We start from the raw sequence: 19,334 nt of genomic DNA, 5'->3' as shown, positions 1-19,334 counted from the left end.
AATCCTGGCTGTGATACTCAACCTCATCTCCGTCAACCGAACGGAACGGTGACCTCACCGATCGACGCCCAGATTGACTGTCATCCCCGTGGCGCGCCGTGCACCCCCGTGACCTATCATCCGTGGCCAGTCGCCTGTCACCCTAAGGCTCGGCGCGCGGCGCAGAAGTGTTCTAAGTCCTTCTTGCAATTCAATCCGCGCCAGAGCTTCGCCGAGGCACCGATGCACACCCGCGCCAAATCCGAGGTGCCTGCGCATTTGTTTGCGTTTTATGTCAAAAAGCTGAGGATGCTCGTAGTGTCTCTCGTCCCGCAGGCCGGACATGATGCTTAGGGCTAGGAAACTTCCCTTTGGCAATACGTACCCATCCAGATCAATATCTTCGAGCGCCAACCGCGGGAAAGACCCAACTGATGGCTCGAAGCGAAGCCCTTCCTCCACTGCGGCCGCGACGCCGGATTGATCGTGGCATAGAGAGGACCAGACAACAGGATTTTGCAGCAAAAGAGTCGGCAGCATCACCATCGCGTTACGAGTTGCATCGCTTCCGGCGAGTATGAGAAACACCAATTGCATGATCTCCTCGATGGGTGAAAGCGTTCCTTCTTCCCGCACCGCTTTCAAGTAGCAAGAGAGGAAGTCATCGCTTATACGTCGGCTGCGATCCGCTACCACTGCCCGGACATAATCCTGGAGCTCGACGGCAGAAGCCTCAATCTCCGGAAAATCGTCTTCTCCCCACGAAGGACTTAAGCAGCGCGAAACGTTGTAAACAAGTCGTGTGAAGAAAGGTGCATCCCCAAATGGCAAACCAAGTACACTGGCAATCGTTAGCGCAGGCAATTTCGACGCGTACATTTCAGCAAAGTCAAAATCGTCAACTCTCGGTACATCGTCCCACAAATGCTCCGTTAACTTCGTGATCTCCGGGCGTAGCGCGTCGATCATCCGGAATGCAAAGGTCTTCGCAAAGGCTGAGCGCCGTTTCACATGGACCTCGCCGTTTGAAAAGAGCATGCTGTAGCGGATTAAGTCGAAAACGGCGCCGCGGGTTACGCCTCGATTTAACATGAGTTCTGTTTCTATTTGCCTCGTACGAGGATCGGTGCCCAGCAGAAAGATATCATCCGCGCGGAGAACCAAAAAGACGCCGTCCTCCCTCCGAAGGAACGGGCGCTTAGGTCGCCATTCAGCAAAAATTTCATGGCCTTCAGAATCAAGCCTGCTTACAGGAACAGCATCAGGATCGAGCTCTTTTGGCTGCGTGGCGTTTTGAAACTGCTGGTCGGTCCCAGAAATGCTGCTCGTGATCATTTTTACATACTTTCATCGAAGTCGATACCAGAATCGACGTAAACCGTATGGGAATTCAAAGCCTTAGCTTCAATAATAAGCCTTCGGTTTAACGTAGCAACAAAAGATATGTCGACAAATTTGAATCTCGTTTCATCTGTAATATGGTCGAAATTATATTTCCGGCTTTGGTGCTTGAGGCGCTCGTCGCACAGGCCGCAGGCTACCGTCGACCAACTTTGTCCGTCGCGGAATTGGTGGAAAGCTGTAGGGATTGCGCCTAAGTTTGCCGCAAAGGCATTGTCCATTTTAAGCACAAAAGTTAGATGTGCGAATTCCACTCTGAACCCGGCCGCCATTCCAATCATTGACCGGCCACCGTTCCGATCTGAAGCCGGCCACCATTCCTATCAATAACCGGTCAGTTTCCGGCACTCAAGTTCCCCTGGGTCAGCAACATTGGCATGTGTCCCCTCGATATCCACGAGGGGAATTTAATGCCTGCAAAAAGAAAGCTGACCATGCGACACATACGACAAATGCTGCGGCTTGCGGGTAGCGGAACGAGTAGCCGCGAGATCGCTGTAATGCTTGGCATTGCTCGCAGCACCGTGCAGGACAACTTGAAGCGGGCTGCGATGGCAGGGCTGAGTTGGGCCCTCGCCAGCGGCCTGACAGACGATGTTCTCGAGGCCAAGCTCTTCGTTCACCCCGGCGTCAAGCGGGGCCAGCGACTGCGCCAAGAGCCCGACTGGGGACCGCTTTCAATCGAGCTGAAGAAGCCAGGCGTGACGCTGCTGATTCTTTGGGAGGAATACCGCAGCGCCCATCCGGATGGGTATGGATATAGCCGTTTTTGCGAGCTGTTCCGCGGCTTTGAGAAGCGCCTGTCACCGACGATGCGCCAGGAACACATCGCCGGCGACAAAGTCTTCGTTGATTATTCCGGCAAGAAGGTGCCGATTGTCGATCGCAAGACCGGTGAGATCCGCGAGGCGGAACTGTTCCTCGGCATGCTCGGCGCGTCGAGCTACTGTACGAGAGGAAGATCGGTGATCTTGGCGAGTTGCTTCGCAAGCGTGGATTTTCCAGCACCTGGGCAACCGACGATCATGACGCGTTTCATTTCCTGTCCCCGTTTGAGGCCCTACCAGCTCCTTTAGTTGGAACAACAGCAATCGGTCAGTTCAACTTGCAACGAGTTCTTGCAGCTTTCGCCAGGCAGAAGCAAAGGTCTGTCCTGTGCCAGGTCGGTGCGGGGTTCGACGCCGAGCGCAAACACTCCAGACTGATAAGCTCTCCAGATAGCAAGCTTGTTCAGTTGGTCGCGAGTGAACGTCAGGCCGACGGATATGTCGAGTTCACGGTTGCTGACAACGATCGGATCCGCTTCCGGAATCTCTAGGCTATCGACCGAGTCGACGTATTCGCCGTAATCGTCACTTGGCCGAGGTGGATCCACGACCAATTTTGCCGCAAGGAGCTCAGGAAGACCCGTGATCTCGAGGTTCTGATCCAGAAACGGATAGCCGTAGTTCAGGTGATAGATTATTGCATGTCCAGACGGGCGAAACCCCCGGTTTGTCACTGTGTCGTCAATCCGCAGCGCCTGACCAAAGACTGGTAAAGTGATCCTCCGTCTCAGCTCCAGGTTTTCGCCGAAGACACTTGCCTGCCTGACGATCCCCTCACAGAAGATCTCACCGGATTCTGGGTCGACGTCATATCCGACCAATCTTGCTTTTTCGGTCGAGATTCGGCCATGCTGAGGCATGCTTTTCGTCTTCAGGTGCGGATGATTATAGTGGGCAATATCAACTTCCAGAGGACGGCTGATGTGGTCGAGCCCGCATGTCACAAGGAAGCCATCGAAGTTGCGCATGAAAGCCCAGCCGCCTTCGGAGCCTGGATCAACCATTGGAAAACGCATCTGAGTCGGCGAGTTCCAACCAATATTGGTCCCCCTAAACGAAAGGCTGGAAATATCGAAGCCGCGATCCAACGCCACTTCGAACGCAATTCCTGTTGCATTTCGAGCGATCAACAGCCGTTGGCCACGCGCCGGACCGTCCTCGAGGGTCGCCAGCCGGATATCTGCTATGGCTCTTAGGTCGGGTGTTTTCTTGAGAAGTTCGATGTCCATGTCGTCCTCAATTGTGTGGGTCACTGCTGTCGCAGCTTAAAAAGCAGTTGTTTGAGCTCCGGCTCGATAACCAATCCAGAAGCTTCCTCCGGAGAAAACCACCTGATCTGGCGTTGTCCTTTCTCGGGGAAATCATCCTTCAGGGTCGATACGGTCAGCAGGTGAACCTGAACCAGACAAGGGATGAATTCGTCATGTGATACCTTCTTGTCATATCGGTAGTGACCATACGGGTTTTTGCAGACTCTTCCCCGCACGCCGGCTTCTTCCCAAGCTTCCTCCCGTGCGACTCGATGAAGCTTTTTCCTGCCCTCCGACCAGCCCTTGGGGATTACCCAGCGGCCAGTTTCGCGGCTGGTGATCAGAAGCGCTTCCATCTCGCTGTTAACAAGGCTTGTCGAGCGTACGCAAATCGCGCCGCATTGGTCCGCGTCGACCAGTGGCGATCTGTGACCGTTATTGTCAGAGGCGCGCCGCATTATGCGGCCAGCGCCACTTTATCGAGCAACGGCTTCACCTTCTCCAGGAAGTCGTGGCTGCCACAAGCAAACCGGAGTTTGGCCGACAAGTCGGTCCTGTCCCAGTCGATCGTATCCGCAACACCCAGATTGCTCAAAATAGGCAACGCTGCCATAACGTCCCACGTCGAGTCTCCCAATGAAACGTAGCCATCTGTCTCGCCCATGGCCACCTCGACCATCGAGAGTGTCGCAGCGCCGCAGAAACGGAAGCTGATATTGAGATCATCCGAGATATAACGGATGACTTCGAGCCTGTCCGCTGTCGAAGCCGAAGGATGGTAGCTGAACCCGGTCGATGCACGCGACATATCGAGCGGCGGAAGTGGCTTGACCGCCATGCCGTTGAGCTTCGTCTCCACCGTTTTCCCTCCAACAAACATCAGGTTTCGGACTGGAGCGAAGATAACCCCGAATGTAGGACGCTTGTTTTCATAGAGACCGATGGAAATTGCCCAGTTCTGACCGCCGCGGACGAAATTGAATGTCCCATCAATCGGATCGATCACCCAGATACGACCTGAACGCCCTTTGATTTCGCCCCCTTCTTCTCCAAATATGCCGTCTGCGGGAAACGCCTCCCGCAACTGCGCGATAAGAAATGTTTCGACCTCCTTGTCCGCCTTCGTCACAAGATCGAGATGTCCCTTGGTCTCGACCGACAGGCTCGATAGGGAGCGGAAATGAGCGAGGGCAAGGTCGCCTGCCTTGCGCGCGATCTCTTCCACAATCGAAGCTGTTTCTCCTGCGTGAGATGTCGATGTGTCCCGATCAGCCATTTGCACGGTCCTTGAGCCTGGCGACCTGTGCGACGTCGTCTCCGAGCAACTGATCCAACTGACCTTCACGAACCCACTGAACGAGCTGCGTTTCCACGTCCACGCCGTACTGCGCGAGTTTTTCATGGTACCCCGTCGGTAGGTAGCAAAAAGCGGCAAATCCCTCGTTGTGGAGTTGGCGGGCTTCACCGCTGGCGAAATGGTAGATCTCGATGTTCATGGCATCGAGATTGGCCTGACGGGCAAGGGCGGCTGGATCGATGAGGCGCGAATGCATCAGGCCAACGGTCGGTACCTCGGGAATTGCTTCCTTGACGGCCTTCAGCTGAACGTAGTCGAAGGAAGAGAACTGGAGGAGATCCGCACAGCCCAATTCATCGATGAGCGTCCTCAACTTTGGGAAGAAGACGTCGTTCGCGTCGTAGATCTTCAGTTCAAGCTGATAGATAATGCCAAGCTCACGGGCGAGCTGAAGCGCGTCCTTAAGTAGCGGCACACGCTCTCCGACAAACTCCGAACTGAACCAACTCCCTGCGTCGAGTTTCGACAACTCCGAATAGGTCATGTCGTGAACGATGCCGTGACCGTCTGTTGTGCGGTCGACGGTCTTGTCGTGAATCAGCACAAGTTCTCCATCGCGGGTAATTCCGAGATCGGTTTCGCATGTGACGTTACGTCCGCCGAATTCAAACGCCTTCCGAAACGCCGCGAGCGTGTTTTCGGGGGCGCCGGCGCTGTGGCCGCGATGGCCGCCCAAGCGGATCGTCTCCGGTGTCATTCTGAGAGGGTTCATTTTCATTCCTTTCGTTTATCGCAGGCGCGCGTCGAAGCGATCGCGCAAGTAGTCGCCGAGCAGGCTGATGGACAGGGTGGTGAGAACAATAACAACGCCGGGCAACGCGATGAGCCACCAGGCAATCGCGATATAGTTTCTGCCGTCTGCGACCATCAGCCCAAGGCTCGTTTCCGGCGGTTGGATCCCAAGCCCAAGGAAGCTCAATCCGCTTTCGAGCAGGATGATATCCGGGAAATTCAGGGTGATTTGAACGATGAGCGGTCCAGCAATGTTTGGAAGGACGTGGCGCACATAGATCCGAAGCGATGGTACGCCGACGATGCGCGCCGCCTCCGCATATCCCTCCTGGTTCGCACTCAAGACGAGGCCACGCGTCAGCCGCGCATAACGCTCGAATGATGCGACACCAACGAGCATAAGAAGTATCAGCGGGCTTGACCCGAGAAACGCCAGGACACCAAGCGCGAAGATTATAAAGGGCACGGAAGCCTTCGCGTCTGCGAAGCCCATAATGAGATTGTCGACCCAGCCACCGAAATGTGCCGCAAGAAATCCGAGGGTCGTCCCGATGAACGCGCAGATGAGAGAACCGACAAGAGCGATCATCAAAGACGTCTGGGTAGCGACCAGAATGTTGCTGAGCACGTCACGACCGAGATAATCAGTTCCCAGCAAATGTCCCGGCGCACCCGGCGGCGCAAATCGCGCCAGAGGTGACTGCTGCAGATAGTCGAACGGTGCCAACCATTGCGCCGTGATGCCCACGAAGACGACAACCGCAATCCAGATCAGGCATAGCCAGATACTGATCGGAATGCGGCGGGCAGATTTCAGGAATTGCCGCTTTGGTAATGAGAGTGTCGTATTAGCCATTTTTTTGAAGCCTGATTTTCGGGTTCAGCACCGCATAGAGAACATCGACGATCAAGTTGATCGTGACCATGAACGCCGTGAAGAGAAGGATCATTGCCTGAACGACATTGAGATCGCTGAGCGTGATTGCTCGAACAAAACCGCTACCAAGCCCGGGCCAGGCGAATACGGTCTCTACGATAGCCGACCCCCCCAGCAAGCCAGCTGCAACGAAACCCAGCATGGTCACCATCGGGATCGCCGCGTTCGGGAGCGCGTGGCGGATAACCACTTCCCACTTGGGAATACCATCGGCGCGAGCCGCTGCGATATAGGGCTGTTCCAGAACTTCGATCAGCGCGGAACGCGCGAAGCGCGCAATCGCAGCCGCATTGACAAGACCGAATGTCGCAACGGGCAGGATCGCATGCTGCCAGGTGGAACTTCCCGAGCTCGGCAGCACACGAAACCAGACGGCAAACACGAAGATGAGCGTCAGTCCGAGCAAGAAATTTGGTACGCTATAGCCGAGAACAGCGCCTGCCATGACGGATTTGTCGGCGGCACTGTCGCGGCGGACTGCTGCGATGATTCCCGCGGGGATACCGACGAGTATGCTTAGCACGAATGCTGAGATCGTCAGCGTCAATGTCTTGGGTATACGTTCGGAGATGACGGTGAATACCTCACGACCGTCGGCTGCCGATACCCCGAAGTCGCCTCTGAGCGCGCTGGCGAGATAGATCAGGAACTGTTCAGGAATGGATCTGTCCAGGCCCCATGCTGTTCGGAATGCTGCCAGCGCCTCTGGCGTCGCGTTCTCGCCCAACATGGCCCGAGCTGGATCTCCACCCAACCTGAGAATGATGAAGACAAACGTCACGGTCAGCATCATGACAATGATCGCTCGAACGAGGCGTGCAAGGATGAAACTAATCATCGCGCCACCTCCATCATCTGCGCCGGATCAGTCTGCGCGACTATAGATCTCGGAAACTCTTCCGCTCTATGGCACGCTGCCAGTTGCCCGCCCGCAGGCCGAAGCAGCGGCGTTTCTTTCGCACATCTTTCGATTGCAAAAGGACAGCGTGACCGGAAGGCACAGCCAGTCATTACCTTGCCAGCGTCGAGTTCCCCCTTGATCGGTGGTTCAATATTGCGGACCGTCGGGTCCATAGTGGGGACGGAGGCAAGCAATGCGCGGGTATAGGGATGGCGTGGCCACGCATAGACAGATTTGATATCGCCGGTTTCGACGACGCGGCCAAGATACATCACGACAATACGATCAACGAGATGGCGAACGATGCGCAGGTCGTGGGTGATGAACACATACGCCAGATCAAGCTCCTGCCAGAGCTGCCGAAGCAACGCAACGACCTGGGCTTGCACAGAGACGTCGAGCGCAGATACCGCCTCATCGAATACGACCAATTTGGGGTCGAGGATCAAAGCTCGGGCAATAACAACTCTTTGTCGCTGCCCTCCCGACATCTGATGTGGATAGCGGTTCATCATCGCGCTCGAGAGGCCGACCCGGTCCAGCATGGTTGCCGCCCGATCACGCGCGCCCGCGCGGTTGGCAACCCGGTGAACCCAGACGGCTTCAGCGATTTGCTCGCCGATCGTCATTTGTGGATTAAGGGCGGACAGCGGGTTTTGCTGAACCAGGGAGGTCTCCTTTCGGAACGTCGACCAGTCTCGCGCGCTACGATCTGTGTGCGCGAGTCCTTCGAACAAGACCTCTCCCTCGGTGGTGGAGGTCAAGCCGAGCAGAAGTCTACCGAGTGTCGATTTCCCGCTTCCAGATTCACCGACGACACCTACCCGCTCACGCGGCGCAAGTTCGAGATCAATTGAATTAACCGCCACATGTACCGATGGCTTTACGAAAAGCCCGGATTTCAGGCGAAAGACCTTGGTGACCCCGCGGGCCTGAAGAAGAGGCGCACTCATGGGCTCACCGGATGGTAACAGGCCGCGTCATGGAACGCGCCGACGTTGACAGGCCCGGGAAAGCTCACGGAACATTGTTCGCTCGCGCGGGGACAGCGTGGGTGATAATAACATCCGGCAGGCAGGTTATCGAGAAGAGGAACAGAACCCGGGATTGGTACTGGCGGCTCCAGGTCGTCCGCATCGATCGTTGGCATGCAGCCGATCAGGGCGCGAGCGTAAGGATGCGCTGCACGCTCCAACAATTCCGCAACCGGCGCCGTTTCGACGATCTTTCCGCAATACATGACCGCCGCACGATCCGCGAGGCGGGCGATCACGCCGAGATCGTGCGACACGATCAAAAGCGCCATGCCTGTTTCAGATCTGAGTTCCTCCAGAAGATGAAGGATCTGCGCCTGCGTCGTGACATCGAGCGCTGTCGTGGGCTCGTCGGCGATCATCAGCTTGGGCTTCGCAGCGAGCGCGTGGGCAATCATGACGCGCTGGTTCATACCGCCCGAGAACTCATGAGGATAGGATCGCAGCCGACTTTTGGCGCGGTCGATACCGACACGTTCGAGAAGACGCATGGCCTCGAGCCGTGCATCGTTGCCCTCCAGACCCTGATGGCGATAAAGGCTGCTCTCGAGATAATAACCGATCGAATGAACCGGATTGAGGCTGCTGGTCGGGTCCTGATAGATCATGGCAATAGCCGGCTTGCCATCAGCCTTTGGTCCACTGTCCAGCTCAATAGTTCCGCCCGTCTGCGAAATCCCTCGCGGCAATGCCTTGGCTATTGCGTAACATGTCATGCTCTTTCCGCAGCCCGACTCCCCGACGAGTCCAAGCGTCTGCCCTGCATCCAGTGAAAAACTGACACCGTTGATGATTGTGATATCGCGCGCCGGCACCTGAACGACCAGGTCGCGAACTGTTAGTAGATTTGACAACTTAGGCTCCTCCAGGGCGACGCGCACATCTCGCGCGCGCCGCCTTCTCGATTAACGAGTTCAGCCGAAGCTGAGATTGTTGCGGAATTCCATCATCTCGAAGCTCACGGGCTTCCAGTGGACATCCTTGCGCGCGGCATAAACGTCATACGGCTGATAGAGAATGACGGCTGGCGCCTCCTCTTCGAAAATGTCCCGCATGCGATTGTAGGCGTCGAAGCGCTCCTTGCCATTCGGCAGAACCGTGACCTTCTGACATAATTCGTTGAACTCGGCCGGCGCCTTCCAACCCCAACGCTTTTGAACCTGACCATTCGGCCCGAATTCGGGGACGATCGTGGCGTAGGCATCGGTCATCCATTGGCCGTTGGACCAGTTTCTCATCCAGGTCTGGTTGTCCGGGGGGAAGCTACCCGGTGCGTAGGTTTTCATGACCACGTTCACACCGATCTGCTTCCACATTTCGATCATCATCATCAACGCAGGCATGGCGTTGGCATAATAGTTGCCCATCGTGTGATAGGTGATCGGCGTTCCATCGTAGCCGCTCTCCTTGACGAGACGCTTGGCCTCCTCGACATTATATTCCATGGCCTTACGCTTTGGATCGAAGGTTTCCCCATAGTTCGGGAAATTGAAGCCGGCCGGGATAGATGCTTGTTTCTTCCAGAGCGCTTCAACCATGATTGGCCGGTTGACAGCCAGAGCAAGAGCGCGCCGAAGCTTCTTATCCTTGAAAACTTCTTGGTTCATATTGAAGGTGAACATGTGGAAGTTTTCGATGAGCGTCCCGCGCGTTTCGAGGTCCGGATAGCTATTTATCAGCTGAATGTCGTCCGGCGTCAGGGTAGTGATGATATCGTATTCACCGCTGATCAGACCCGCGACGCGTGTGGCTGGCTCTGCGACGATCTGGTAGGTGATCTTCGATGCAGTCGGCTTTGGACCCCAGTAGGCGTCGTTGGCTTCCAGCACCACACGGTCGCCGGCAACAAATTCCACGAACTTGTACGGGCCTGTTCCAACGGGCTTGTTACCGAAATCTACTGCTCCCAGTTTCTTGTAGTATTCTTTGGGAACAATGCGGCTCATCCAGGATGCGACGAAGGTCTCGATGAGATAGCTCGGGGTCTTTGTGCGAAGTGTGACTGTGTATTTGTCCTCGACCACGGGCTCATCGAAATCAAGCGAATAGGATTTCCCAAGCGGGATTTTCTTGATCGCTTCGGGACCCCAAAGGCGTTCGGAAGAAAAGGTGTATGCGACATCGTCCGCGGTCAGTTCAACACCATCGTGGAACATGACCTTCTGCCGCAGCTTGAAGCGAACCGATTTCTCATCGATGCGCTCCCAGCTCTCGGCAAGTGCCGGAACGAGGTCGATGGCATTGCCGGGAGCTCCCTTCGCGAAAAAATCGCGCGCTATCAGCGTGTCGAATATCTGGTTGACGATACGCGGGCCGACATTGCTGATTGCATTGACCGGCTCCAGCGAGTTCGGCAATCCGTTCACACCCAGGCGAAGCGCCCGGCGTTCTTGCGCGAAGGTGAACTTCGCACCGGCAGTTGAAGCGACCGCTATCGCCGCGGTGCCCATCATAAAATTCCTGCGATTGGTCTTAAGCATGTGGTTTTCCTCCCAGCTCTGTTGAATGAGGCTTTAATTCGCGCGCGGCCGTCGAACCTAGTTCGCAACAACGAACTTCTTCCGCAGCTTTTCCGGTATTGTCTCAATGATGGTTCGGGTTCCAGAGTCGGTGACGATCACGCCGACATCCTCGATCCTGGCCGTCACCGAGAGGCTCGATTTTGTGAATTTCGAATGATCCGCGACGACGATCACGCGGCTCGAAACTTCGATCATGGCGCGAGCGACACTCGCGTTCACGGGCGACGACGTACAGATCAATCCGCGATCAACATCGATCGACGCCGCGTTGAGAATGAGTTTGTCGACATTGAACTGGCGGATAAACTGCTCCGCCAAAGGGCCGCGGAAGGAGCGGTTCGTTTCGGTATACTCGCCCCCGACCGAATAGATGCTTTTGCCCTCCCCTCTCGTCAATTCCTCGACAATGTCGAGACCATTCGAGATGAAGGTGAGGTTTCTGCGGTCAGCGAGCTTCTTGGCAACTTCCAGCGCAGTTGTACCGGCGTCCAGAAGAACCGTGTCACCCTCGACGATCATACCGGCAACGACTCCGGCTATGGCCGCCTTCTCCGCCCGATTCCAGACGGCGCGGGCAGCGTTCGGCTTGTCCTGTGTAACCTGCGTGACGCTGACCGCACCGCCGTGAGTTCGACGCAAGAGTCCGGCCTCGTGGAGTTCGCTCAAGTCGCGCCTCGCAGTGGCCACCGAAATCTGGAAGTGCTCCGTCAATCTGCCGATAGCCAAAAACTGCTCATCGCGCAAAAGCTCAACGATTTTCGCCTGGCGGTCCTGAGTCGAGTTGAACACCAACGCTTCCCTTCCAACAAGAAATGGTCTATATCGCTCACACTATGAGCGTAATCGTTCTTCGTCAAATGAAAGTTTGGTGACAGTTTTGTTGCAGCGCAACAATACATTACAAGCGATTACGCATTGTTGGGGATCAAGAAGCTTCGGGTAGCTAAGCGGAAGCCTTTGTTAGTGTGATCGAAATCGCTCACTTTCGCACCGCACCAAGATCGTAAGCTTCTAGGAGGAGTGATGACTCATTCGATGTCGAACTGCCGTCAACAAAACCGGCGCGGATCAGCGCTACTCCGCACGACAACAATACGAAACCAGTTGGAATTCATCTTGCCTGCGATACGGCGCGGGCAAGATGCCGGTGGGCAGCCCTCCTCCCTGCTCGCCCACCGGCACCCTCATCAATCGCAAGCTGGACAAGGTCTGCGACGAGAACCGCTTCCCTCTCGAGACAAATCAAGACGGCACCCGTCTGGCCGATCTCTGTTGCGAGCAGCCGCTTGGCTGATCAAGGCTTACTTCCAACAGAATTAGCGAGAGGCGCGACTTGGAATCGACAATCGTTCTCATAAATCTCTGCGGCGCCGTCGCGTTGCTGCTGTTCGGCCTGGCCCAGGTGAAGGACGGAGCCTCCCGTGCGCTTGGGGCCAGATTGCGAACGGGCCTCGCCTCCGGCACGAAAAGCAGCGCCCGGTCGTTTCTATCAGGGTTCGTCGCCACAGTCGCGCTTCAGAGTTCTACAGCGACGGCGCTGATGGTCTCCTCGTTTGTGGAACGAGAGCTTATCAAGCCTCGCATGGCGCAGGTCGTCCTCCTCGGGGCCAATGTCGGAACGGCGGTCACCGCCTGGATCGTCGCAACGGGCATCGAATGGGTGTCCCCTGCCCTACTCTTCGTCGGCATCATTCTCTATCGAGGCGGTTCGACCTCCAGGCAGGGCGCCGGAACAGCGTTGCTCGGTATCGCGCTGATGCTGCTGTCACTACACCTACTCAGCAACGCGACCGAGCCGCTTCGCCGTTCGCCGGCGCTCGCAGCGTTTATCGGCCTGCTTGAAAACGCCTGGCCGGTCGCGATGATCTTTTCCGCGGCCATCGCATTCGCTTCATCTTCAAGCTTGGCCGCGGTCGTTCTGATTTTGTCGTTGACCTCCACCGGAATCCTCTCTGGCGGGCTTGTCGTAGCGCTGGTTCTTGGAGCCAATTTCGGTGGCGCAATACCTCCGGTGATCGCGTCGTTATCAGCATCGGCGGCGGCCAGGCGGGTCACACTAGGCAATCTGATTGTCCGGGCAATCGGCTGTCTGCTGATCCTGCCAGTGGCCGATATTTTGGCCAGCTGGCTTTCGATGTTGCCGGTCCCAGCGTCCAAACTTCCCGTGGACGCGCATCTCGCGTTAAATATCGGCCTGGCTCTCCTGGCCATGCCGTTTTCCCGCCTTCTTGCACGGTGGATGGGGGTCCTCATCCCCGCGTCCGAACAGGCTGACAACACACCGAAATTCCTCGATCCGGATGAGCTATCAACACCAGTCGTAGCACTGACGAGTGCTGCACGCGAAGTGCTTGGCGTTGGAGACCTGATCGAAAGAATGCTCTTGAGAGTGTCGGACGCGTTCCAGCAGAACAACGCCGCGAGATTGAAGGATATTGCGCAGCTTGAGCGCCAGGTCGACCGGTTACAGCAGGAGGTCAAGGTCTACTTATCGAAACTCGGCCGTACTGGACTGTCGGAAGACGAAGGCCGACGCTCGATCGTCATCATCGACTACGCCATCAACCTCGAACATATCGGGGATATTGTCGAGAAAGGTCTGCTGCCCGAGGTCACGAAGAAGATCGCCCACGGTTTGAAATTCTCTGATGACGGCTTCTCCGAACTAACACAACTCTTCCAGCTCACCGTCGATAATCTCCGGATCGCACAAACAATCCTTATCACCCGGGACATCAATCTCGCGCGTCAGCTCATGGAGCGGAAAGTCGAAGTCCGGCACATGGAAAAACAGTCTTCCGAGCGCCACCTGGAACGTCTGCGCGACGGGCGCACCGACAGCCTTCAAACCAGCTCGCTTCACCTCGACATCTTGCGTGATCTCAAGCGGATCAACGCGCATATCGTCTCGGTTGCTCACCCGATCATGGACGAGCAAGGATTACTGGGCGAGAGCCGTCTCATCGCGGGCGGCTCTGCAGACTGAGTGAAAGAAAATCAACTCGTCCTCGTAAGACGACACATACTGGAAATTGAAATGCAAAACAAAGTGCAGTTTATCACCTATGTTGACCGCCTGACCAGAGGTGGTTTCAGGCAATTGAAGGAACTGGTCGATGGCAAGTTCGCTGGCCTGTTCGGCGGCGTCCATGTCTTGCCTTTCTTCAATCCGATCGATGGCGCTGATGCCGGATTCGATCCAACAGATCACACGATCGTCGATCCGCGCCTCGGCGACTGGGAGGATGTGCGGGCTTTGTCGGGATCCGTGGAAATCATGGCCGATCTTATCGTCAACCATGTCTCATCGCAATCCGGCGCATTCACGGACTTCATTGCCAAGGGTTCGGCGTCCGAATTTGCCGACATGTTCATGACGTTCGAAAAGGTATTTCCCGATGGCGCCACCGAAGAAGACCTTCTGAGGATCTATCGACCGCGCCCCGGTTTACCGTTTTCGAAGGTGACCCTGGCTGATGGTACTCAGCGGATGCTCTGGACAACCTTCACACCGGAGCAGATCGACATCGATGTCCACAGCGCCAAAGGCACAACCTATCTCGAAACGATCCTCGATCGCTTTTCGGAGGCGAATGTGACGGCGATCCGCCTCGACGCCGCGGGATACGCGATCAAGAAAGCGGGCAGCAGTTGCTTCATGATCGACGATACCTACGCATTCCTCGAAGAAGTGGCTGGAAAGGCCCGCAACCGCGGCATGGAGGTTCTGGTCGAGATTCATAGTTATCATCGTGACCAAATCGAGATCGCGAAGAAGGTCGACCGGGTCTACGATTTCGCACTACCACCGCTCATCTTGCATGCATTGTTTACGGGAGACGCCACGCCGCTGGCAAAGTGGCTGGCAATAAGCCCCCGTAACGCGATCACCGTTCTCGACACCCATGACGGGATCGGCGTTATAGATGTCGGCGCCCGTAGCGACGGCCGGGCGGGCCTCCTCGAACCCCAGGCGATCGACAATCTTGTGGAAGAGATCCATAGGCGATCGGATGGCCAGAGCCGCCAGGCGACGGGGGCCGCTGCATCGAATCTGGACCTTTATCAGGTAAACTGCACCTACTATGACGCGCTTGGTCGCAACGATAATGATTATCTCATCGCTCGGGCAATTCAGTTTTTTGCTCCAGGAATTCCGCAAGTCTATTATGTCGGTTTATTGGGCGGCGTAAACGATATGGACCTGCTCGCCAAAACGGGCGTGGGGCGTGACATTAACCGGCACTATTACGGCAACGACGAAATCGGTACGGCCCTTGAGACCCCGCTCTTCCATCGCCTTTCAAATCTGATCCGTTTCAGGAACACCCATCCCGCCTTCGGTGGAGCGCTCAAGGCCACCATTGCTGATGCCGGAGCGTTGGTGCTTTCATGGCAACACGGCGATGCTTTTGCTGAATTGAAGATCTCATTTGCCGACCGCAAGGCGAGCATTGCCGCATCTGGTCAGAGCGAGATGCAGATCGTCGAGTGAACTGCACGCAAGTGCCGCTTCCCCGGCTCGATAGCATGTACAGGGGGATAGTACGGATATTCGTGAAGCGTTGGAGCATGTATGCCTCGTGGAAAAATGCTTCGGCTCAGCCTGAGTTGTCTGGGTAAAAGAGGATGAAAGCAGATTCAGCCCGGCGGTCGGCTGCTGGGAGCAAACGTTAGAGTAGGCATCGCACACCAGCATATGGGGGTATGGAATGCAGCACTGGCTGGACAAGTTGACCGATCTTGCCGCAATTCAGGGCGACGAGTGCATCCTGAAAGATGGCCTTGCCGACCTTGCCGAACATTTCGGCTTCACCGGCTACGCCTATCTCCATATCCAGCACAAACACACCATCGCGGTCACCAATTATCATCGTGACTGGCGATCGGCTTATTTCGAGAACAACTTCGACAAGCTCGATCCGGTCGTCAAGCGCGCGAAATCCAGGAAGCAAGTCTTTGCCTGGTCCGGCGAACAGGAACGATCGCGGCTATCGAAGGAAGAGCGTGCCTTCTACGCGCATGCGGCCGATTTCGGCATCCGCTCCGGCATCACCATTCCGATCAAGACCGCCAACGGATCAATGTCGATGTTCACGCTGGCGTCGGAAAGGCCGGCGATCGACCTCGACCGTGAGATCGACGCGGTCGCAGCCGCGGGCGCCGTCGGGCAGCTCCATGCCCGCATCTCTTTCCTTCAGACCACTCCGACAGTGGAAGATGCCGCCTGGCTCGATCCGAAAGAGGCGACCTATCTCAGATGGATCGCCGTCGGCATGACAATGGAGGAAGTCGCAGACGTGGAGGGCGTCAAGTACAACAGCGTCCGTGTCAAGCTCCGCGAGGCCATGAAGCGCTTCGACGTTCGCAGCAAAGCCCATCTCACCGCCCTCGCAATCAGAAGAAAGCTGATCTGAAAACGTGACAGACAAACCAGGGGAGAGGAATGATGTCAGTAACTTCCTATACGTTCTACATCTATTCTCAGGCGACTGCCGATGATCAGGCGCACTGGCTGCACGGGCACACCACCGTTCAGTTTTTCGATAGCCTGGAAGCGGCCCGGCAGGAGATAGTCAAGTTGCACGAAGACCTAAGCCAGGATCTCGACCTCACGTGGCGTCCGCTCTATCTCGAAAAAATCGAGACCCGGGCCGTCACAAAACACCTGCTGCTGTCTTTGCTCAATCGCAACATGGAAGCGCTTATCGAGCGGCACATGATTGTTGATACAATCTCCTCCTTCTCTTCGAGCGCTTTAAGCGGGCATAATTGATGGATGCCAGTTCCATGTTTAAATGAAGATTAAACATCGTATGCAACTATTCGCGCTCTGCCGCGACCTTCGGTCCGGTAAGTATCCTTGGGAGGTCGCCTAGTGAATATTCTCAATCGTGGTGCCAATGCATGCGCGGTACTTGCCGCCCTCTCTAAATCTCAAGCCATGATCGAATTCGATCTGACCGGAAGGATACTCACCGCCAACGACAATTTCTGCCGGGCGCTCGGCTACGAGCTATCCGAAATTATCGGCAAACATCACAGCATGTTCGTTGAACCGGACTTTGTAAAATCGGCGGATTATAAGGCGTTTTGGGCGAAACTCGCCGCCGGCAACTTCGACCAGCAGCAATATAAGCGCATCGGCAAGGGCGGCAAGGAAGTCTGGATCGAGGCGTCCTATAACCCTGTCATGCGCCGTGGCAAGCCGGTCAAGGTTGTCAAGATCGCCACCGACATCACCGCCCAGAAGCTGAAAGTTGCAGAAGATGCCGGCAAGATCGAGGCTTTGTCGCGGGCGCAGGCGATTATCGAGTTCACGCCGACCGGCGACGTCCTGACCGCCAACGAGAATTTCCTGTCCGCCCTCGGATATTCTCTGAGCGAGATCCAGGGCAAACACCATTCGATGTTCTGCGAACCATCCTATACCGCGTCGCCCGACTATCGGAATTTCTGGAAGATGCTTGCAGGCGGGGATTTGATGGCGGACGAGTTCATGCGGCTCGGCAAGGGTGGTCGCAAGGTCTTTATCCAGGCATCCTATAATCCGATCTTCGATATGAACGGCAGAGTTTTCAAGGTCGTGAAATTCGCGACCGACGTGACCACCCGGGTCGAAAACGTCGAACAGCTCGCGGGCTGCCTGAACAGTCTGGCGGACGGTGACCTGGCGCAGCAAATCGAAAAACCGTTCATCCCCTCGCTCGAACGTTTGCGCACCGATTTCAACGCCGCCTCCGACAAGCTGAAGCGCGCGATGGCGACTGTCGCCGACAACGCCAGGGCGATCTCCGCGGGATCCAGCGAGATTCGGACCGCCGCCGACGAGCTGGCGAAACGCACCGAGCAACAAGCCGCCTCGGTCGAGGAGACCGCCGCTGCGCTCGAGGAAATCACCACAACGGTCAAGGATTCCAGTCGTCGGGCGGAGGAGGCTGGCCAACTCGTTGCACGCACCCGCGAACATGCAGAGCATTCCGGGGAGGTGGTGCGCGACGCGATCGGCGCCATGGATCAGATCGAAACGTCCTCTCGCGAGATCTCCAACATCATCGGTGTCATCGATGAGATCGCGTTCCAGACCAACCTCCTGGCGCTGAATGCCGGTGTCGAAGCGGCCCGTGCCGGCGAAGCGGGCAAGGGATTCGCGGTCGTCGCGCAGGAAGTCCGCGAGCTCGCGCAGCGATCGGCCAAGGCCGCCAAGGAAATCAAGACGCTGATCACCGCGTCGGGCAGCCAGGTCCAGAGCGGGGTATCGCTTGTCACGAAAGCCGGTTCCGCGCTGCAGGAAATCGCAACCCAGGTCCACGACATCAACACGAATGTCGTCGCGATTGTCGAAGCGGCACGCGAGCAGTCGAACGCTCTCGGTGAGATCAACAAGGCCGTGAACAGCGTCGATCAGGGAACGCAACAAAACGCCGCGATGGTCGAGGAGCAGACGGCGGCCAGCCACAGCCTTGCTCGCGAGGCCGCCGCGCTATTCGAGCTGCTGGAGCATTTCAGGTTCGATGATACCGGCCGAACGCAAGCGTTTGCTGGCCAGGTTCATCGGCCATCCGTCGCGCCAGTCGCCAAACCGTCGAGCTTCGCTGCGTAGGGTTCCACCGCGGTCGGTATCAAAGAGACCGAACGGAGGAGCTCGTGTCAGGCCGCCTTTCCTCCGATGAAGATTGCGGGTCTGAGTTGCCGCGATAGTTCAGGGTATGACATCATAGCCCGCTATAAAAATTCGCCATGAGACAAACCGAAGCTGGTTCAGTTCACGGAGGCGTTCGGAATATAGCCAAGAATGCTGATCAGCGTGCTGACAGCGCTCATCTGCGCGTGCATCTCGATACTGGCCTCGATGTAACACAGATGCTGTGGGCCTCCGACTTCCTTTCCCGACTTATAGCTTTCCGGCAGGGCCTGGAAAAGTTCGTCGGCCTTTTCGACCAGTCGCCGATGCGCACGGATTGCGTCTATGGTCAGTTTCTCGAGGTCAGCCGGGTGTAGTCCACGAGTTAAGCCGACCAGTGGCCGGAGCTCAACTTTTTTCGTCAATGTTGCATCTTCCGATTCCATTCCTGACCTAACCCTGGTTTTGTCTGCGGTGCGCCCCCGCTGACGTTGAACCCTTTGAACCCTAGCCGGGGGTTAGAATCCGAGATGAATCGGCCCTGAGACCTTTAGCACCGAGGCGCCTGGACATGAGTCACAGGCCCCCGGCCACAAGGTCAGAGGGTTCCTGGCACCGTTTCGGTCAGCGCCAACCGTTCATCTGCGGATTCTAAGCCGCAACACAGCGCGTACTGCGTCATGCCCCTTATAAGAGCCATTCCAAAGAGATGCCAGCGCCGATCGACAGAACGACGGTGCAAATCTTCACATGCCCACCTCGATGGAAGG

The 19,334-nt window shown here is 56.4% G+C and carries 19 protein-coding genes; 6 read left to right on the top strand and 13 right to left on the bottom strand.

Annotated elements, in window-relative coordinates; translation table 11 throughout:
- Window positions 1-54: 54 nt before the first annotated feature.
- Both CPJ18_RS25245 and CPJ18_RS25240 read right to left on the bottom strand, forming a co-directional pair.
- Window positions 55-1,314 (bottom strand): cytochrome P450, encoded by a 1,260-nt coding sequence (locus CPJ18_RS25245; protein ID WP_010974908.1) that lies wholly within the window; start codon window positions 1,312-1,314, stop codon window positions 55-57.
- A 2-nt stretch (window positions 1,315-1,316) separates the two neighbouring features.
- Complete coding sequence (locus CPJ18_RS25240; protein WP_167397979.1) at window positions 1,317-1,634, bottom strand: hypothetical protein; 318 nt, start codon at window positions 1,632-1,634, stop codon at window positions 1,317-1,319.
- A 246-nt stretch (window positions 1,635-1,880) separates the two neighbouring features.
- On the opposite strand from CPJ18_RS25240, the gene CPJ18_RS27715 reads away from it, so the two are divergent.
- A complete protein-coding gene (locus CPJ18_RS27715) occupies window positions 1,881-2,456 on the top strand; it encodes a transposase (RefSeq protein WP_202032973.1) in 576 nt (191 codons plus the stop codon).
- Here CPJ18_RS27715 and CPJ18_RS25225 read toward each other — a convergent pair.
- The 10 genes from CPJ18_RS25225 to CPJ18_RS25180 form a co-directional block, all read right to left on the bottom strand.
- Window positions 2,453-3,436: an aldose 1-epimerase family protein gene (locus CPJ18_RS25225; protein ID WP_010974785.1), complete on the bottom strand. Its 984-nt coding sequence runs from the start codon at window positions 3,434-3,436 to the stop codon at window positions 2,453-2,455. The two genes, CPJ18_RS27715 and CPJ18_RS25225, sit on opposite strands and share 4 nt — an antisense overlap.
- A gap of 20 nt (window positions 3,437-3,456) precedes the next feature.
- Entirely contained in the window at window positions 3,457-3,813 is a 357-nt protein-coding gene (locus tag CPJ18_RS25220) for an NUDIX hydrolase (RefSeq protein WP_233109024.1), read from the bottom strand.
- 101 nt (window positions 3,814-3,914) lie between these two features.
- Entirely contained in the window at window positions 3,915-4,733 is an 819-nt protein-coding gene (locus CPJ18_RS25215; RefSeq protein ID WP_010974906.1) for an inositol monophosphatase family protein, read from the bottom strand.
- Window positions 4,726-5,526 carry a glycerophosphodiester phosphodiesterase family protein gene (locus CPJ18_RS25210; protein WP_010891519.1) on the bottom strand — a complete coding sequence of 267 codons (801 nt, stop codon included), beginning with the start codon at window positions 5,524-5,526 and terminating at the stop codon, window positions 4,726-4,728. The genes CPJ18_RS25215 and CPJ18_RS25210 overlap by 8 nt, the downstream gene beginning before the upstream one ends.
- A 15-nt stretch (window positions 5,527-5,541) precedes the next feature.
- Entirely contained in the window at window positions 5,542-6,402 is an 861-nt protein-coding gene (locus CPJ18_RS25205; protein ID WP_010891520.1) for an ABC transporter permease, read from the bottom strand.
- A complete protein-coding gene (locus tag CPJ18_RS25200; RefSeq protein ID WP_010974904.1) occupies window positions 6,395-7,321 on the bottom strand; it encodes an ABC transporter permease in 927 nt (308 codons plus the stop codon). The genes CPJ18_RS25205 and CPJ18_RS25200 overlap by 8 nt, the downstream gene beginning before the upstream one ends.
- The gene (locus CPJ18_RS25195) at window positions 7,318-8,337 is read right to left on the bottom strand and encodes an oligopeptide/dipeptide ABC transporter ATP-binding protein (protein WP_010974903.1); all 1,020 of its coding nucleotides are present in this window, start codon (window positions 8,335-8,337) and stop codon (window positions 7,318-7,320) included. The genes CPJ18_RS25200 and CPJ18_RS25195 overlap by 4 nt, the downstream gene beginning before the upstream one ends.
- Entirely contained in the window at window positions 8,334-9,272 is a 939-nt protein-coding gene (locus tag CPJ18_RS25190; RefSeq protein WP_065698653.1) for an ABC transporter ATP-binding protein, read from the bottom strand. Before CPJ18_RS25190 ends, CPJ18_RS25195 begins: the two co-directional genes overlap by 4 nt.
- Before the next feature lie 60 nt (window positions 9,273-9,332).
- Window positions 9,333-10,898, bottom strand: coding sequence for an ABC transporter substrate-binding protein (locus CPJ18_RS25185; protein WP_010974902.1), 1,566 nt, complete (start codon window positions 10,896-10,898; stop codon window positions 9,333-9,335).
- 57 nt (window positions 10,899-10,955) lie between these two features.
- The gene (locus CPJ18_RS25180) at window positions 10,956-11,732 is read right to left on the bottom strand and encodes a DeoR/GlpR family DNA-binding transcription regulator (protein WP_010974787.1); all 777 of its coding nucleotides are present in this window, start codon (window positions 11,730-11,732) and stop codon (window positions 10,956-10,958) included.
- A gap of 541 nt (window positions 11,733-12,273) precedes the next feature.
- On the opposite strand from CPJ18_RS25180, the gene CPJ18_RS25170 reads away from it, so the two are divergent.
- The 5 genes from CPJ18_RS25170 (at window position 12,274) to CPJ18_RS25150 (ending at window position 18,543) form a co-directional block, all read left to right on the top strand.
- Window positions 12,274-13,926: a Na/Pi cotransporter family protein gene (locus CPJ18_RS25170; RefSeq protein ID WP_065698652.1), complete on the top strand. Its 1,653-nt coding sequence runs from the start codon at window positions 12,274-12,276 to the stop codon at window positions 13,924-13,926.
- 51 nt (window positions 13,927-13,977) lie between these two features.
- On the top strand, window positions 13,978-15,435 hold the full coding sequence (gtfA, locus tag CPJ18_RS25165; protein ID WP_065698651.1) for a sucrose phosphorylase: 1,458 nt from the start codon (window positions 13,978-13,980) through the stop codon (window positions 15,433-15,435).
- 217 nt (window positions 15,436-15,652) lie between these two features.
- Window positions 15,653-16,357, top strand: coding sequence for an autoinducer-binding transcriptional regulator TraR (traR, locus tag CPJ18_RS25160; protein WP_010891527.1), 705 nt, complete (start codon window positions 15,653-15,655; stop codon window positions 16,355-16,357).
- Between the two features lie 32 nt (window positions 16,358-16,389).
- Window positions 16,390-16,716 (top strand): hypothetical protein, encoded by a 327-nt coding sequence (locus tag CPJ18_RS25155; RefSeq protein WP_234791139.1) that lies wholly within the window; start codon window positions 16,390-16,392, stop codon window positions 16,714-16,716.
- A gap of 102 nt (window positions 16,717-16,818) precedes the next feature.
- Window positions 16,819-18,543, top strand: coding sequence for a methyl-accepting chemotaxis protein (locus CPJ18_RS25150; RefSeq protein ID WP_065698650.1), 1,725 nt, complete (start codon window positions 16,819-16,821; stop codon window positions 18,541-18,543).
- Between the two features lie 158 nt (window positions 18,544-18,701).
- On the opposite strand, the gene CPJ18_RS25145 is transcribed toward CPJ18_RS25150, so the two are convergent.
- Entirely contained in the window at window positions 18,702-19,010 is a 309-nt protein-coding gene (locus tag CPJ18_RS25145) for a transcriptional repressor TraM (protein ID WP_010891530.1), read from the bottom strand.
- Between the last annotated feature and the right edge of the window lie 324 nt (window positions 19,011-19,334).

Source organism: Agrobacterium rosae, assembly GCF_002915175.1.
GTDB classification, from domain to species: Bacteria; Pseudomonadota; Alphaproteobacteria; order Rhizobiales; family Rhizobiaceae; genus Agrobacterium; species Agrobacterium rosae.
Note: the sequence above shows the minus strand (reverse complement) of the source record. Positions and strands in the feature narration are given on the sequence as shown.